Annotated in this window: 12 protein-coding genes; 6 read left to right on the top strand and 6 right to left on the bottom strand. The window is 67.4% G+C overall.

Annotated elements, in window-relative coordinates:
* The first annotated feature begins 140 nt into the window (after nt 1-140).
* Nucleotides 141-1709 carry a methyl-accepting chemotaxis protein gene (locus CAL13_RS04055; protein WP_086056233.1) on the top strand — a complete coding sequence of 523 codons (1569 nt, stop codon included), beginning with the start codon at nt 141-143 and terminating at the stop codon, nt 1707-1709.
* Between the two features lie 27 nt (nt 1710-1736).
* Here the strand turns inward: CAL13_RS04055 and CAL13_RS04050 are convergent, their stop codons facing one another.
* Nucleotides 1737-2912 carry a GGDEF domain-containing protein gene (locus tag CAL13_RS04050; RefSeq protein ID WP_086071595.1) on the bottom strand — a complete coding sequence of 392 codons (1176 nt, stop codon included), beginning with the start codon at nt 2910-2912 and terminating at the stop codon, nt 1737-1739.
* Here CAL13_RS04050 and CAL13_RS04045 point away from each other — a divergent pair.
* On the top strand, nt 2911-3162 hold the full coding sequence (locus CAL13_RS04045) for a hypothetical protein (RefSeq protein WP_086071594.1): 252 nt from the start codon (nt 2911-2913) through the stop codon (nt 3160-3162). The genes CAL13_RS04050 and CAL13_RS04045 overlap by 2 nt on opposite strands.
* Here CAL13_RS04045 and groL read toward each other — a convergent pair.
* From groL to CAL13_RS04030, 3 genes are all read right to left on the bottom strand, one after another.
* On the bottom strand, nt 3156-4778 hold the full coding sequence (gene groL / locus CAL13_RS04040) for a chaperonin GroEL (protein WP_086056231.1): 1623 nt from the start codon (nt 4776-4778) through the stop codon (nt 3156-3158). The two genes, CAL13_RS04045 and groL, sit on opposite strands and share 7 nt — an antisense overlap.
* Before the next feature lie 39 nt (nt 4779-4817).
* A complete protein-coding gene (groES, locus tag CAL13_RS04035) occupies nt 4818-5132 on the bottom strand; it encodes a co-chaperone GroES (RefSeq protein WP_086056230.1) in 315 nt (104 codons plus the stop codon).
* Between the two features lie 169 nt (nt 5133-5301).
* Entirely contained in the window at nt 5302-5949 is a 648-nt protein-coding gene (locus CAL13_RS04030; protein WP_086056229.1) for a diguanylate cyclase, read from the bottom strand.
* A 330-nt stretch (nt 5950-6279) separates the two neighbouring features.
* Here CAL13_RS04030 and CAL13_RS04025 point away from each other — a divergent pair, with 330 nt between their 5' ends.
* Nucleotides 6280-7104, top strand: a complete 825-nt coding sequence (locus CAL13_RS04025) for a DUF2243 domain-containing protein (protein ID WP_232467762.1) — start codon at nt 6280-6282, stop codon at nt 7102-7104.
* Between the two features lie 51 nt (nt 7105-7155).
* Here CAL13_RS04025 and CAL13_RS04020 read toward each other — a convergent pair whose 3' ends face one another.
* Complete coding sequence (locus CAL13_RS04020) at nt 7156-10797, bottom strand: autotransporter outer membrane beta-barrel domain-containing protein (protein WP_198297908.1); 3642 nt, start codon at nt 10795-10797, stop codon at nt 7156-7158.
* Between the two features lie 757 nt (nt 10798-11554).
* Between CAL13_RS04020 and chrA the strand changes: the two genes are divergently transcribed.
* Both chrA and CAL13_RS04005 read left to right on the top strand, forming a co-directional pair.
* Nucleotides 11555-12925: a chromate efflux transporter gene (gene chrA, locus CAL13_RS04010; protein WP_086071591.1), complete on the top strand. Its 1371-nt coding sequence runs from the start codon at nt 11555-11557 to the stop codon at nt 12923-12925.
* 126 nt (nt 12926-13051) lie between these two features.
* Nucleotides 13052-14029: a Bug family tripartite tricarboxylate transporter substrate binding protein gene (locus CAL13_RS04005; protein ID WP_086056224.1), complete on the top strand. Its 978-nt coding sequence runs from the start codon at nt 13052-13054 to the stop codon at nt 14027-14029.
* Nucleotides 14030-14069: 40 nt separating this feature from the next.
* Here the strand turns inward: CAL13_RS04005 and CAL13_RS04000 are convergent, their stop codons facing one another.
* A complete protein-coding gene (locus CAL13_RS04000) occupies nt 14070-15011 on the bottom strand; it encodes a dihydrodipicolinate synthase family protein (RefSeq protein ID WP_086071590.1) in 942 nt (313 codons plus the stop codon).
* 236 nt (nt 15012-15247) lie between these two features.
* Here CAL13_RS04000 and CAL13_RS03995 point away from each other — a divergent pair, with 236 nt between their 5' ends.
* A complete protein-coding gene (locus tag CAL13_RS03995) occupies nt 15248-16150 on the top strand; it encodes a LysR substrate-binding domain-containing protein (protein WP_086071589.1) in 903 nt (300 codons plus the stop codon).

Here is a 16150-nt window from a genome sequence, read left to right as displayed (position 1 = left end):
GCATCGTCCCCCCGCCTCCTGTCCGCGGCGCAACGCCCGGCGCGCACCGGTCTTGCCCCTGACGCGTGTATGGTTATCTAGTAACATGACGTTTCTAGATTTTGCAGCGCCCGGCACGCCAACCTGCCGGAGGGGGAAAGATGCGCATCAACGAACCTGTGACGCAGCGGGAATACCTGTTTCCGACGAACGAGATGCTGGTGTCCGCGACGGACCTGAAGGGCACCATTGCATACTGCAATCCCGCCTTCATCGAAGTCTCGGGATTCAGCAGGGAAGAACTGGTCGGGCAGCCGCACAACGTCATCCGCCATCCCGATATGCCGCGCGAAGCCTTCGCCGACATGTGGACCACGATACGGGCCGGACGTCCCTGGACCGCCATGGTGAAGAACCGCCGCAAGAACGGCGACCATTACTGGGTGCGCGCCAACGTCACGCCCGTCATGCGCGATGGCGAGGCCGTTGGATTCCTGAGCGTGCGGGTATGCCCCAGCCGTGAGGAAGTGGAAGAGGCGGAGGCGCTGTACGCCAGCATGCGCGAAGGCCGCCTGCGCGGCTGGCGCCTGCAGGAAGGCGCGCTCGTGCGCACAGGCCTGGCGGGCGCGCTGGGCCGGCTTGGCCGGCTGCCCATGGCCGCGCGCGTGGGCATCGGCCACGCGGCATCGCTGGCGGCATTGGCCCTGGCCGGTTGCCTTGCCTTCGGCGGCGTGGCGCCCCTGCCTTTCTGGATCGGCGCCGGCGCGGCGGCCGTCGTCAGCGGTATCGCGTGGGCCCTGCTTTCGCGCCAGATCGGAGCGCCCGCCCGCAACATGTCCGGCTTTGCCGCGCGCCTGGCCGCGGGGGACCTGACGGCCGACATCGAATCGCATGGCCGCGACGACCTGGGCCAGGCCCAGCGCGCGCTGCGCCAGTTGCAGGCGAATCTCACCGCCATCGTTCAGGACGTGCGCCTGCAGATTCGCGGGGTCATCGACGCGACCCGCGAAATGTCCAGCGGCAATCTGGACCTGTCGCAACGCACCGAGCAACAGGCCGCCTCGCTGGAACAGACGGCGGCGACGATGGACGAACTGACGCGTTCGGTGCAGGGCAACGCGGACGCCGCCGTGCGGGCGCTGAACCTGGTGCAGGAAGCGCTGACGGCCGCCGAGGATGGCGGCCGCATCGCCACGCAGGTCGAACACACGATGACAGGCATCACCGCCGCATCGCAGCGGATCGCCGACATCACTGGCGTCATCGACGGCATTGCCTTCCAGACCAATATCCTGGCGTTGAATGCCGCCGTCGAGGCCGCCCGCGCGGGCGAAGTCGGCAAGTCCTTCGCCGTCGTGGCGGGCGAGGTGCGCAACCTGGCGCAGCGCTGCGCCGCCTCCGCGCGGGAAATCAAGGATGTCGTGCAGACCAGCGTGGCGCAGATCGCCGAGGGCACCGAACTCGTGGAGCGCACCACGCGCCAGATGGCGGCCATCGACGCCGCGGTGCATCGGGTGGCCGACGTCATCCGCGAAGTGGCCGACGCCAGCGGCAGCCAGGCGCGCGGCATCCTGCAGATCAACGAAGCCGTCGCCGAACTGGACGGCGCCACGCAGCAGAACGCAGCCCTGGTGGAACAGGGCGCCGCCACGGCGGCGCGCCTGAGCGAGCAGGCCGCAGTGCTGGAAGAAGCGGTGCGTCTGTTTACGCTGGCGCCGGCGCGCGGTTAGCCGCCCGGCGGGGCCGGCCCCGCCGGATCATCCGGCGGCCGGGGCCGCGGCCAGTTGCGCCGACTCCAGGCGATTGCCGCCCAGCGATTTGGCGCGGTACAGGGCGCGGTCGGCCGCGGCCAAGGCATCCGCCAGCGGCGGCGGGGCGCGATCGTACCGGGCCAGGCCGATGCTCACCGTCGCCGGTATGGCCATGCTGTCGTCACGGCCGGAAATCGTCTGGGCGAAGCGGCGCGCCACGGCCTCGCCCATCACCCTCGCGTTGACGGCGTCGCGGCCCCACAGCAAGGCCGCGAATTCCTCACCGCCGATACGCGCCAGAATCGCGTCCGCTCCGAAGACGCTGCGGGCGATCTCCGCGAAAGACTTCAACACCCTGTCGCCCGCCTGGTGTCCGTGGACATCGTTGATGGCCTTGAAGTGGTCCAGGTCGAACGCCAGCACGGCAAACGGGCCATCGCTTTTTTCCATGCGGATCACGCGTTCGCCCTCTTCGAAGAACCATCGGCGATTGCCGAGCCGGGTCAGGTAATCGGTCTGCGACTCCCGCAGCAGCTGGCCATGCGTTTCTTCACGCAGCAGCTTGATCAGCGTCATCGGCAGAATCACCGAATAGAGCACGCCCTCGTAGACGGTGATGTTGCTGGCGATGGCCTGTACGCCAGGACCGTACGCCGACACCAGCCACGGCAGGATGGATGCCCTGGCCGCATAGACAAGCGCATGCGCGCCGGTCACGGCCACAGCGATATGCCTGGACGGCAGCGGCCGCATGGGCTCGCATCGCCATAGTTCCCAGGCCGTCATGCCGCTCGCGATGGCGATGGGGATGGAGCTCAGATAGCTCCAGACCATTTCCTGCGAGCGCAATCCGGCCGTCGCCCATACCGCGCCCATCCCGATGAGCAGGACGGCCGGACTTATGCGGTAGCGGCGGCCGCTCAACGATGCCACGCCCTGCAGGACCAGCAGGTATCCGGTCAGGATGACGAGATTGCTCACCACTGAAACGGCCATGCCGGGCAGGCTGCGACGGAAGAGCACGGCGGCGCAGCCTGCCGCCAGAGTCGCGAACCCCGCTGCCAGAATGCGCAGGGATGCGGCGCGCTTGGGATTGCTGCGGCGCTCCCAGTAGGTCATTGCCGCACTGACGAGCAGCGTGCCGGCGGCGAGCAGGTATAGAGTCAGGAGATCGACGTGCATGATGGCCGCGCAATGCGAGAACCATCGCCCCGGCGCGGCGATTTTACGTGCAATGGCGCGCCTTCCGGGCGACGCCGCCGCGGCCGGTCCGCAGGCGTGCCGCTTCCACCCGCGCCAAGCCGGCTTCGAGCGCCCGTTCCGCAGCGCCGATGCGACGCATCGATGCATCCTACCGACAGAAAAAAACCGCGCCACCAGGGGCGGCGCGGTTTTCAAGCATGCAGGCGAGGATGTCCGAGGCGATCAGTAGTCCATGTCGGGCGCCGCGGGCGCGGCCGCCTTTTCTTCCTTGGGCAGCTCGGCCACGGTGGCGTCCGTCGTCAGGATCAGACCGGCGATGGACGAAGCGTTCTGCAGCGCGGTGCGGGTGACCTTGGTCGGGTCGACCACGCCGGCTTCCAGCAGATCGCCATACTCGCCGGTCGCGGCGTTGTAGCCGAAGTTGCCGCTGCCTTCCAGCACCTTGGCAACGACCACCGAAGGCTCTTCGCCGGCATTCGCGACGATGGCGCGCAACGGCGCTTCCAGCGCGCGCAGGACGATGCGGATACCCGCGTCCTGGTCGGCGTTCGCGCCCTTCAGTTCGCCGATCGCGGCGCGCGCGCGCAGCAGCGCGATACCGCCGCCGGGCACGATGCCTTCCTCGACGGCCGCGCGGGTGGCGTGCAGCGCATCGTCGACGCGGTCCTTCTTCTCCTTCATCTCGACTTCGGTCGCGGCGCCCACCTTGATGACCGCCACGCCGCCGGCCAGCTTCGCGACGCGCTCCTGCAGCTTCTCGCGGTCATAGTCGCTGGTGGCCTGCTCGATCTGCTTCTGGATCGATTTCACGCGGGCATCGATGCGGGACTGCTCGCCGGCGCCGCCGATGATGATGGTGTTCTCCTTCTGCACCTCGACGCGCTTGGCGCTGCCCAGGTCTTCCAGCGTGGCCTTCTCGAGCTGCTTGCCGGTTTCCTCGGAGATCACCGTGGCCCCGGTCAGGATGGCGATGTCTTCCAGCATGGCCTTGCGGCGGTCGCCGAATCCGGGCGCCTTCACCGCCACGACCTTCAGCACGCCGCGCATGGCGTTGACCACCAGCGTCGCCAGCGCTTCGCCTTCGACGTCCTCGGCCACGATGAGCAGCGGCTTGCCGGCCTTGGCGGAAGCCTCCAGCACGGGCAGCAGATCGCGCACATTGGAGATCTTCTTGTCATGCAGCAGCACGAGCGGATCGTCCAGCGTGGCGACCTGTTTTTCCGGATCGTTGATGAAGTACGGACTCAGGTAACCGCGGTCGAACTGCATGCCCTCGACCACGTCCAGTTCGTTTTCCAGCGATTTGCCGTCCTCGACGGTGATCACGCCTTCCTTGCCCACCTTCTCCATCGCGTCGGCGATGATCTTGCCGATCGCCTCGTCGGCGTTGGCGGACAGCGCGGCCACCTGGGCGATTTCCTTGCTGGTCGAGATGGCCTTGGATTGCTTGCGCAGCGCTTCCACCACCGCCGTGACGGCCTGGTCGATGCCGCGCTTCAGATCCATGGGGTTCATGCCGGAGGCCACGTACTTCATGCCTTCCTGCACGATGGCCTGCGCCAGCACCGTGGCGGTCGTGGTGCCGTCACCCGCCACGTCGGCGGTCTTGGACGCGACCTGCTTGACGATCTGGGCGCCCATGTTCTCGAACTTGTCCTTCAGTTCGATTTCCTTGGCCACCGACACGCCGTCCTTGGTGATCACGGGCGCGCCGAAGCTGCGCTCCAGCAGCACGTTGCGGCCTTTCGGGCCGAGCGTCACCTTGACGGCGTCGGCCAGGATGTTGACGCCTTTGACCACGCGGGCACGGGCGGTGTCATGGAACTTGACGTCTTTCGCGCTCATTTTTCTACTCCGATGCAATAGCCGTGGTTATGCGGGGGATCAGGCGGCTTTTTTCAGCTCGCTGGTCTGCTCGAATACCGCGAAGATGTCGTCCTCGCGCATCACCAGCAGCTCTTCGCCGTCCACCTTGACCGTCTGGCCGGAATATTTTCCGAACAGCACCTGGTCGCCGACTTTCAGTTGCAGCGGGCGCACCGTGCCGTCCTGCAGGACCTTGCCGCTGCCAACCGCGATGATTTCGCCCTGTTCGGGCTTGTCCGCGGCGGTGTCCGGAATCACGATGCCGGAAGCGGTCTTGCGCTGCGCTTCGATTCGCTTGACGATAACCCGGTCGTGAAGGGGACGAATCTTCATGATTGATCTCCTAAGCGATGACAGATCACCAGAAAGGGAATCCATGCAGCCCCGCGGACAGCGCCAGGAATGGCGGCGGCGGGGCGCATCAGGCGGCCGGAGCGGCCGCGGACCGGGAGATAAGGGCTGTCCGCCCGCCTTCAAGAGGCGGGGCGGCGACGAGTTTGTATCAAATTGAATCAGGCAGGATGAGCCGATCGACATGGCCGAGCCGGTAAACGGTGCGGCTGCGGTCCGCGCCCGTCCAGGGGCGCGGCGCAACGGGGCAAGGCGGTTGCCGCCCGCCCGCTTCGTCCACGGTGCTGTCCTCGTCGTTCAGTTCCGCCCACAGCCCCGCCTTGCGCGGACGGAACAGCCAGCGGATATAGCCCCGGCGGGCCGCCATCTCCATCATGGCGGGACGGTCCGGCGCCTCCGCGATGACCGTCTCCTCGCCAGGATCGGCGTCCGGGTATTCCCCGAACGCCCGCCGGCAGGCCAACGCTTCTCCTGCCGGCGCGCCCAGCCGCCACCATGGCGGCCGCGTCTCGCGCTCGACATCCCACGCGCCCAGGCGCCACGCCGCATCCAGCATGGCCTGGTCCAGCGCCGCGACCGAATCCCAATGGTCGTCGATCTGCAGCGCCGAACCGGCGACGGGCCGGGCCGGCGGCTGTTCGCCGCCCGCCAGACGCAGTGGCGTTTCGCGGCGAAAGCCGTGCCAGTGCAGGATCAACAGAACCGGCGTGTCGACGCGCGCCGCGGCGGTAACGGTGACCGCGTACAGCGGCAGGCGCATCGCTTCCTGGTGAGCCGTGATGGTTTCGAAGATGTCCACGTCAAACCTCCGTGTACAGCTCCGGCAGCTTCCCGCTACGGGGACCGGCCGGACCTGGGCAAGGCCCGTCGCGGCGACCGCCGGAATGCGACGATGTTGCGAGTATCGCGCCGATCGTGCAAGCGATACGTTGCGATTGCGCCTGGCGGTTTTGCAAATCGCATGCCGAGGCGGACTCCATGTCGGCTCCGGTCGCGGCCGCGGCAGGTCCGAAACCTGCTGCCCCGCGTTTTCGTTTTCTGGAAATCCGCGGCGCGCCGCCTTTATCGCTTGACCGATTCCCGCAGGGCGGCCGCCCGCCGGACGCCCCGGCCAGCGCGAGGAACAGCCATGAATGCAGCCCATACCATGTACCGCGCGGAAACGCGCTATTCCCCCTCTTACAACTGGGCCGGCTATACGCTCGGCTTCGCGGTCAGCGGCTTCTTCGACGGCATACTGCTGCACCAGATCCTGCAGTGGCACCATCTGCTGTCGGGACTGCAATCCCCGCGCTTTGCCGACCTGCGGATACAGGTCATGGCGGACGGCCTTTTCCACGCGGTCATGTACGTCATCGGGCTGGCGGGGCTTTACCTGCTCTATCGCGCGCGCGCCGATCTATCGCTGCCGCGCGGCGGCCGCCGATTGCTCGCCAACTTCTGGATAGGCTTCGGCGTCTGGCATGTGCTGGACGCCGTCCTGTCGCACTGGATCACGCGCATCCATCGCATCCGCATGGACTCGGACAATCCGCTGTTGTGGGATCTGGCCTGGCTGATCGTCTTCGGCCTGATCCCGTTGGCGGCGGGATGGTGGCTGCGGCGCCGTCCTGCGGGATCGAGTCCCGGGCACCGCGGACTTGCGATGGGACTGGCCGGCGCGTGCCTGCTTGCCGGCACGCTGAATCTGTTTCCCTTGCGGGGATACGGCGACACGATGACGGTCGTGATGCGGCCTGGCCAGGGCGGCGCGGCGATGCTCGCCGCCCTGAAAGGCACCGGCGCGCGGATTGCCTGGACCGACCGCGCCGGCGCGGTCTGGGTGCTGGCCGGTGCGCAGGACCTGGATGCCTGGCGCCTCTACCGCCACGGCGCCATGTATGTCGCCGGCCAGGGAGGACCCGCCGGTTGCGCGGCCTGGCTCTCGCCGAAGCACCGCACCGGCGCAAGCTAGACCTGCCGATGGGGCCGGGCCTTGCCCGCATGCGGGCAAGGCCGCCCTTCATTACCAGCGATACTGGAAGCCGACCGTCACCACGCGAGGCTGCTCGAAGCGGCTGCCCTTCGCATAGCCGTAGTCGACGTAGGCGCTGTTGCCTTTTCCGAACTTCGCCTCCAGCCCCAGGCCGGCTTCCAGGCGGTTGCCGCCCAGATCCGCAGCCGTCGTCGTGCCGCCTGCGGTGACGCGATTGCGGTTGCCAAACTCGTGCGCCATGCCGACGCGCACGTACGGGGTCAGGATGCCGCCATTGCCTCCTTCCACGTCACGCCCCACGCGCAGACCGGCGCGCACCTGGCGCGAATGGCCGCCGTGGTCGCGCACCTTCGTGTCGTCGCTCAGGCGATAGCGCGAACCGCCGACACGCAGGTAATCGATACCGGCGTGCGGCTCGACGAACCAGCGTTTTGGCAGGTCCATACGCTTGCCGGCCTCCAGCGAAACGCCGGCGCCCTTGTTGCGGAACGATCCCGTGGTCGTCTGCGCCCGCGGCTCATCCGCCACGCGCATCCGATGTTGATAACGTCCGGCCGAGACAATAGCCGTGAAGTAGCTGCCGCCGGCACTCAGGAAGGTCGCGTAGGCGCCCAACTGAACGCTATGGGTGTTGCCCTTGCCGTCCTTGAAATCGCGGCTGGAATTCAGGTACCCCACCAGCGGACCGAGATGCCAGCGGCCGGCCTTCACATCGATGGCGCGATCGATCCCCATCACGAAGCCATAGATGTCCTGCTTGTACTCGCCCGTCAGCGGATGCCGGATTTTCTGGCGCCCTTCCACGCCGTCGAACCAGATGCCTGTCCCGGTTTCGTCAACAGCGTGGATGCCGGTCGGCAGAGTGGAAGCGCCGCCGTCGCGGACGGCACGCAGGCGCCGGTTCACCGCGCCGAGTTGCGCATTCCACAGGCTTTGACCCGCTGCCAGCCCGGAGTTCGTCACGGCCATCGCCATGCCGGGCGACATTGGCGGCGCAGCCGGCGGCGGCGGGGGTTCCGCCTGCGCCGCGGCCTGTTCCTGCGGCGCTTCTTCCTCGACGGGGGGCTCCTCTTCCTCAGCCTCCTCCTCAGCCTCTTCCTGTGCCGTCTCTCCCTGCGCCGTCTCTTCCTGCGCCGTCTCTTCCTGCCCGGTCTCTTCGGCGTGCTCGCCATCCTGCGCTTCGCCCTGTTCCTCTTGCTTGTCCTGCTCCTGCTGCTTGTCCTGCTCCTTTTGCTTTGCCCGCTCCTTCCGCTTGTCCTGTTTGCCGTCCTCGTCCGCGTTGCCCGGATCGTTGCCTGGATCGTTGCCTGGATCGTTGCCCGGATCGTTGCCCGGGTCACCGTCCGCGTTCACGCCATCGCCGCCCGCTCCGGACTCGCCGCCGTCGTCGCGGGGCGGCACCTTGGGGTTCTCCGGGGCCCGAGGCGCCGCGGGTTCGTTGCCTTCCGGCTGGTCAGAGACGGGCGCCTTCGGTTCCGTCTCGGCACCCTCGCCATGGGTAACAGCGGGCGCTACGGCGACGACCTTTGTTTTGGGCCGCGCGCGATCCAGCTCCATCGATTCACCCGTGCCTTCGACAACCGCGGGCATTTCAGCGATCACCTTCGGCTCGCGCAGCGGATCCTCCTGCATCGTGTAGCGGGAGTTCTCGACACCGCGGGAAATCTCGGCCACGACTTTGGTTTCGCGCGGCGGCTCCAGCTGCATCGTGGCGAAGACGCGTTGGACCACGGCCGGCGTCTCCGCAACTTCCGTCGGTTCGCGCGGCGTTTCCGGCCGTATCGGATCGGGGACGCCATGGATGACGGCGGGCATTTCGGCGATCACCTTCGGTTCGCGCAGCGGATCCTCCTGCATCGTGTAGCGGGAGTTCTCGACACCGCGGGAAATCTCGGCCACCACCTTGGTCGCGCGCGGCGGGTCCAGCTGCATCGTGGCGAAGACGCGTTGGACCACGGCCGGCGTCTCCGCAACCTCCGTCGGTTCGCGCGGCGTTTCCGGCCGTATCGGATCGGGGACGCCATGGATGACGGCGGGCATTTCGGCGATCACCTTCGGCTCGCGCAGCGGATCCTCCTGCATCGTGTAGCGGGAGTTCTCGACACCGCGGGAGATTTCGGCCACCACTTTGGTTTCACGAGGCGGCGTGGACGGATCCTTGGCGGCCCAGAAAGGCCGGATGAAGGGAGCGCCCTCCGGAACCAGCCAAACCGTTTCCCTACCGGTTTCCTCCTGTGTGCTCTGCAACGTATAGGAATGGCCGGCGAGCTGGACGGTCGGCGCGCCGCCGGGCAAGGCGAATCCGGCGGCGCCGCCCTTCGGCACGTCGGCCACATCGACGGAGGTGATCTTTTCCGGCGCTTGACCGACATTGCCCGGCGCGATCACATGCCGGCCCTCCACGGTCTTTTTCACCACGAGCTTGTCGCTGCTTACCGTTGACATATCCGTCGTGATGCGGAATTCGCTCTCTCCATGGAGATGGGCCGACTCCAGGGTATAGAACGCCTTGCGGCTGCCCGCGATGGGCGCCCTGTCCTGAAACGCGACGGCGGTGCCGGCTTCCGTGAACAGCGTATCGACACGGGAATGATCGTCGATCTTCCACTCGCTGCCGCTGCGCACCTCCACTCTTCTGCCGACGTCAGTAGCGCCCTGCCAACTGGAGCGGTTCAGCAAGGTGATATCGGCACTTGGCGATAGCGGTGTGCCGCCTCGCACATCGCCGATCGCGTTGGTCTCATCCAGGATCAGGTCGACACTTGCCGGCGGCGCCTTGCCTGCGTCCCCCTCGCCGCGCCCTACCTCCAGCAGGCCATGGACGTCGCTCGTCACGGACACGCGCTTCAAATGGAACTTCGCTTTTTGGCTCGTGTTGCTGGTCCACGCGGCCATGGCGTAGCCCGTGCTTTTCAGCGTCGGTTGCGTCCGATTGCCCTCCATCCGGAAGACGCCGGATTCGTTGCCGACGGCAAAGCGCGCGCCGGGTCCTTCCGCGGACACGCAGATTCCTTTCAGCGTCAGCATGGAGTGCGATAGCTGGATCGCGGGAGAACGCGCGCCAGTGGTCCGGATAACGCCGTTGGCAACGTGGGCGCTGGTCTCGCCGGGTTGCCATAGCTTGTCGCCCGGCGCCGGTTTTCTTCCTTGCATGGAAAACGCCGTGCTGTCAGGGCCGTGCACGTTGATATCCGTCTCATCAACCGTAAGCCGGGACGCAGGCGTCAGCCGCATCCCCGTGCTGTTCGCGCCGCGCAGCGTCACGTCGACGCGGTAAAGATCACGGTTTTCGCCGCGGAGCAAGGCGCCAATGCTGTTCGGCGCATCTTCGTCGCGGTACACATCGCGCATTGCGCTGTCATGCGGCGCGGCGCCCGGATGCCGCGGGACGGGCGCATACTGCGCCAAGCCGGCGTTTCCCTGCCGTGCAAAAAGCGTCCGTGCTTTGTCCCGCCCGGTCTGCGCGGCATCGTCCGCGGCAAACACGCCCGCGCCGGGACATACCAGGAACCCGACGGATGCGGCGCCGTACAGCGCCCGGCTGATCCAGCGCGGCGCCGCAGCGGGCGGACGGGCGTCCGCGGCCGAATGAGCCGCGTTCTCTTTCTGTGCGGGGTGAGCGGGATCGGCAGCGAAGGCGCCGTTTTTGTTCGGATGCTTGGATGGCTTCATACGGTGGAGGGTTGTCAAGAGTGAAACAGCGGCGCCTGCCCGCGGGCCGGCCATGTCCGCACGGCAGCATGGCGCGATGGCGGTGCGACGGCGAACGTGGAGAGCCCCCGGCTAACAAATCCCGATCGGGAGCAGCCGTGCCGCGCTGGCAAAGCCGAGGGCTGGACCGCCAAGCTCTCCGGCCCGCGCGCCCGCGTGACGAGCAGGGGACGGCTTGCCTCGGATGGGTGACTTCCAGGGTTGCCGTTCAGGACGGGCGATAGAAAGGGAGAGGTGACGCGCGCCAACAGGCGGCAAGGGTCGGGGGACGGCGGAATGCAGGCACGGAGTGAATCATCAACGAAAGGCCATCAAGGCGGTGAATGAGTGGCAGCGCCGATGCGCCACCGGATCGCCGCCTTCGTATCGGCCATATGGCAGGGGTTCCGCTCTGGGCCTCGCGAACTGCCATGTTCGCCATTAATCGGACGCCTTCGCACGAAATAGCCTGGCCGTCGCGCCCTTCGGAAGGGGACGGTATCTATTGCTGGCATCCCGTTGGCGCCGTTACGGCCCTGCTTCATCCGCGATAAAGCTGCAATCGCTCGCCGCCGCTTCTGCCGCCGTCCTTTGCCACCGCTTCGCCGCTGCTTTTCCCGCTGCATCCGAGGCGCAGTCCGCGTTGCAATGAGATTCCTGCGACAATCCGCGCGGTCCGGCGCCATGCGGCGGCAGGAAGTCCTGCCGCGCGGCGGTGCTTTTGAACCATGACACATCCATGACAGCCGCCTTTCGATCCGCCCCTTCGTCGTCGGACACTCGCGACCCGCCGCCATCGCCGGTCAGCTTCCGCGAGGCGTTCTGGTTCTGGCTCAAACTCGGCTTCATCAGCTTCGGCGGCCCGGCCGGGCAGATCGCCATCATGCACACCGAACTGGTGGAACGCCGGCGCTGGATCAGCGAAGGCCGTTTCCTGCATGCCTTGAACTACTGCATGGTGCTGCCCGGTCCCGAGGCCCAACAACTCGCCACCTATATCGGATGGCTGTTGCACCGCACGCGCGGCGGCATCGTCGCCGGCGGCCTGTTCGTGCTGCCGTCGCTGTTCATCCTGATCGCGCTGTCCTGGGTCTACATGGCGTTCGGGCACCTGCCCGTGGTCGCCGGGATCTTCTACGGCATCAAGCCCGCCGTGACGGCGATCGTGCTGCATGCGGCGCATCGCATCGGCACCCGCGCCCTGAAGAACGGCGCGCTGTGGGCCATTGCCGCGGCGGCCTTCATCGCCATCTTCGCGTTCAACGTTCCCTTCCCGCTGATCGTCGCCGCCGCAGCCATACTCGGCTTCGCGGGCGGCAAAGCATGGCCCGAGCGGTTCTCATTGGGAAGCGCCGGGCACGGGCAAGCGGCCCGTGACTCGACGGCGCTGATCGACGACGACACGCCCACGCCGCCCCATGCGCGGTTCCGGTGGCGCCGGCTGTGGCTGGTGGCCGCGGGCGCTCTGGCGCTGTGGGCTGCGCCGCTGGGCCTGCTGGCGGCGCTGTACGGCTGGCAGGGCGCGTACACACAGATGGGCTGGTTCTTCACCAAGGCTGCGCTGCTGGCTTTTGGCGGGGCCTATGCCCTGTTGCCGTATATCCAGCAGGCCGTGGTGGGCCACTATGGCTGGCTGACCGCCACGCAAATGCTCGACGGGCTGGCGCTGGGCGAGACCACCCCGGGGCCGCTCATCATGGTCACCGCCTTCGTCGGCTACGTCGCCGGGCATGCGCACACGCTGCTCGGGCCGGGCCTGCCCTTTCTGAGCGGCGCGCTGGGCGCCGCGGTCGTGACGTGGTTCACGTTCCTGCCCTCCTTCGCCTTCATCCTGGCCGGCGGCCCCCTGGTGGAGGCCACGAAAAAGGACATGGCCTTCACCGGCCCGTTGACCGCAATCACCGCCGCCGTGGTCGGCGTCATCCTGAACCTGGCGTTTTTTTTCGGCTACCACGTCTTCTGGCCGGATGGCCTCCATGGCCGTTTCGACGCCTTCTCGGCCCTGCTCGCGCTGGCGGCCGCCATCGCCCTGTTCCGTTTCAAGGCGGGCGTGATCCCGTTGATCGGCGCCTGCGCGGCCGCGGGCCTGGCCGCGACGCTGCTGCAATAACGAACCCGGAGCGGGCGAAACGCCGTCTTGCGCCGCCGTCCATCCGGGTCTGTTCGGATATCGCCTCCCGACCGCGCGTTTATGCTATTTCGCTGCGGCATAAAACCATACACAGAGGAGACATCCATGCACGCTGCCATCCGACTTGCCTTGTCCGCCGTCTGCGTCCTGGGCCTGACCGCCGGCGCGCATGCCGACGATGCCTGGCCGCACGGCAAACCGATCACCTATGTCGTTCCTTTCGCGCCGGGCGGCGCCACCGACATCATCGGGCGATTGGTGGCCAGCAAGCTGGGCCCTGCGCTGGGCACCACCGTCGTGGTGGAAAACCGGCCCGGCGCCGGCGGCAATATCGGCTCCGATTTCGTCGCCAAGGCCAAGCCCGATGGCTATACGCTGGTCGGCGGCACGATCAGTTCGCACTCGATCAACGGCAGCCTGTACAAGAACATGCCGTATGACGCGGTGAAGGACTTCGTGCCGGTGGCTCTGACCGGCAAGCTGGGCAACGTGCTGCTGGTCAAGGCCGACAGCCCCTTGCATAGCGTCGCGGATGTGCTGGCCGCCGCCAAGGCGAAGCCGGGCGCGCTCAGCTACGGTTCGTCCGGCAACGGCACGTCGCAAAATCTTTCCGGAGAACTGTTCAAGGTGACGGCCAAGGTGGACATCATGCACGTCCCCTTCAAGGGCAGCGCGCCTGTGCTGCAGGCGCTGCTGGGCGGCCAGCTTTCCATGGCGTTCGACAACATTCCGCCTGCCCTGCCGCTGGTGCAATCCGGCAAGCTGCGCGCGCTGGCCGTGACATCGGCCAAGCGCGACCCGCATCTTCCCGATGTGCCCACCATGCAGGAACTGGGTCTGAAGGACTACGAGGTCGTGTCCTGGCAAGCGGTGTTCGCGCCAGCCGGCACGCCGCGTCCCATCGTCGACAGACTCAGCGCCGAAATCCTGAAAATCCTGAAGGAGCCGGACGTCAGGAAAAAATTCGACGACATGGCGATCGACGGCAGCGGCATGGATTCGCAGCAGCTCGCCGCCTTCCAGAAATCGGAAGTGGCGAAGTGGCGGCAACTGATCCAGACCGCCGGCATCCAGACCGAGTAGCGGTCCGCCCCGGGGCATCCCCCCAGGGCGGCTGCCAACGCTAGCCCTTCGCGTACGCCAGCGTCTCGGCCATCGGCATGCGGTAATCCGCTTCGGTCAACTGACGGCGCAGCTCGGCCGCCTGGGATTCCTTGAGCTCGACCAGCGGCGGACGCACGGCGCGCCACGCCGTATCGCCGGACTGCCACGCCACCGCTTCCTTCATCGCCGAAATCATCGGCAAGGCCTGGAAGATGCCGCGAATCCGCCGGACGCGATCGTGCAGAGCGTCGGCCTGCGGCGTCTGCCATTGCCGGTACAACTGCATGATTTCGCCCGCGTTGACGTTGGCCGTGGCGGTGATGCATCCCACCGCGCCGGCGCGCAGGCCCGGCAGCAGGAAAACCTCGCTGCCGGGGAAGACGTCGAAGCCGCCGGCGGCGAACTCGCGCACCATGGCAGCCGTATTGTCCCAGTCGCCGGAGCTGTCCTTGGCCCCCGCGACCTGGCCGGGATAGGCCTTGAGCAATCGCTCGATCAATCCCAGCGTGATCGGCACGCCGCTGACCGGCGGGATGTGATACAGGTAGACGCGCAGGCGGTCGTCGGCGACGCCTTCGATCAACTGGGCATAGGCGCGGAACAAACCTTCGTCGCTCACGCCTTTGTAATAGAACGGCGGCAGCACCAGTACGCCGGCGCAGCCCGCACGCACCGCATGGCGGGTCAGCTCGATGGCGTCGCCGATCGCGCAAGCGCCAGTGCCGGGCATCATGCGATCGGGCGGCAGCTCCGCGGCCAGCAAGGCATCCAGCAGGGCGCGCTTTTCCGCCACCGTCATGGACGCGGCTTCCGAATTGGTGCCGAACACAGCCAGCCCCACCCCCTGCTCCACCAGCGCGCGGCAGTGCCGGACCAGGCCGTCGGCGCTGGGCGTCAGGTCCGGATTGAAGGGCGTGAGAACGGGCGACAGAACGCCGCGCAGACGATCGGGCAGGGACATGGGGACTCCTCCTTATCGGCCGCGGGCTCGAAGGCGAGCGCGGCGCATGCCTGGTATGGTGATACGCCATCCTGTCATAGAAACAGGCCTTTCCGTTACTATCAGACCGCAATATTTTTCACGATTCGCGGCCCGATTCCACAGAAACGGCCGATCCTCCAGCACTCGCGGGTTGCGAAGACGCGCCGGCCGCAGCCGTCGGTCCGGCAGCCAACCGCGGCAAACGGACATCCCGCATGGATACGCGATATCTGCAGAGCTTCGTCACGGTGGTGGAAAGCGGGTCGTTCGCGCAGGCGGCGCGGCGCCTCGACCTGACCCCGACCGCCGTGGCGGCGCGGATCAAGGCTTTGGAAGATGCGCTGGGCCTGTCGCTGATCAAGCGTGCCGGGCGCTCGGTGCGGCCCACCGAGGCCGGCATGCGCATCCTGGATCGCGCCCGCGCGCTGCTGCGCGATGCGCGCGATTTGGCGGCGCTGGCGGAAAACGACGACGCCATGGGCGAGCTGCGGCTAGGCGTTTTCGTATCGGCGATGACCAGCGTGCTGCCGCCGGTGCTCAGGCGCGTCTACGAGCGCCATCCCAGCCTGTCCGTGTTCGTCACGCCCGGCGCCTCGGTGGACCTGTGCCACCGCGTGGGCGCCGGCGAACTGGACGCGGCCATCGTCGTCGAGCCGCAATTCGCGATCGGCAAGACCGTGCGGTGGCAGGCCGTCATGGAGGAGCCGCTGGTCGTGGTGGCGCCCGCCGGCATGGAAGGCCGCGACCCGCACGAGCTGCTGCGCACCCAACCTTTCATCCGCTACGACCGGTCCGTACTGGGTGGACAACTGGCCGACCGCTATCTGCGCGATCATCGCATCGTGCCGCGCCAGCGGCTGGAAATGGACAGCCTGCTGGGCGTGGCCGCCCTCGTCGACCAGGGGCTGGGCGTGGCCCTGCTGCCGGACTGGTCCTCTCTGTGGTCTTCCCGCTATGCCCTGACGCGCATCCCCCTGCCTGGACGCGCGCCGGTGCGCCGCGTGGGGCTCGTCTGGCAATCGCCCGGCGCGCGGGCGTCACTGGCCGAAACGCTGCTGGAAGACGCCCGGACCGTTTTCTCGCGGCCGCCCCGGCGGCGGGCGCCGCACGGCGACTGA

Origin of the sequence: Bordetella genomosp. 9 (assembly GCF_002119725.1) — a bacterium.
In the GTDB taxonomy this organism is placed as follows: Bacteria; Pseudomonadota; Gammaproteobacteria; order Burkholderiales; family Burkholderiaceae_B; genus Bordetella_C.
This window is presented reverse-complemented; position numbering and strand designations above follow the sequence as displayed.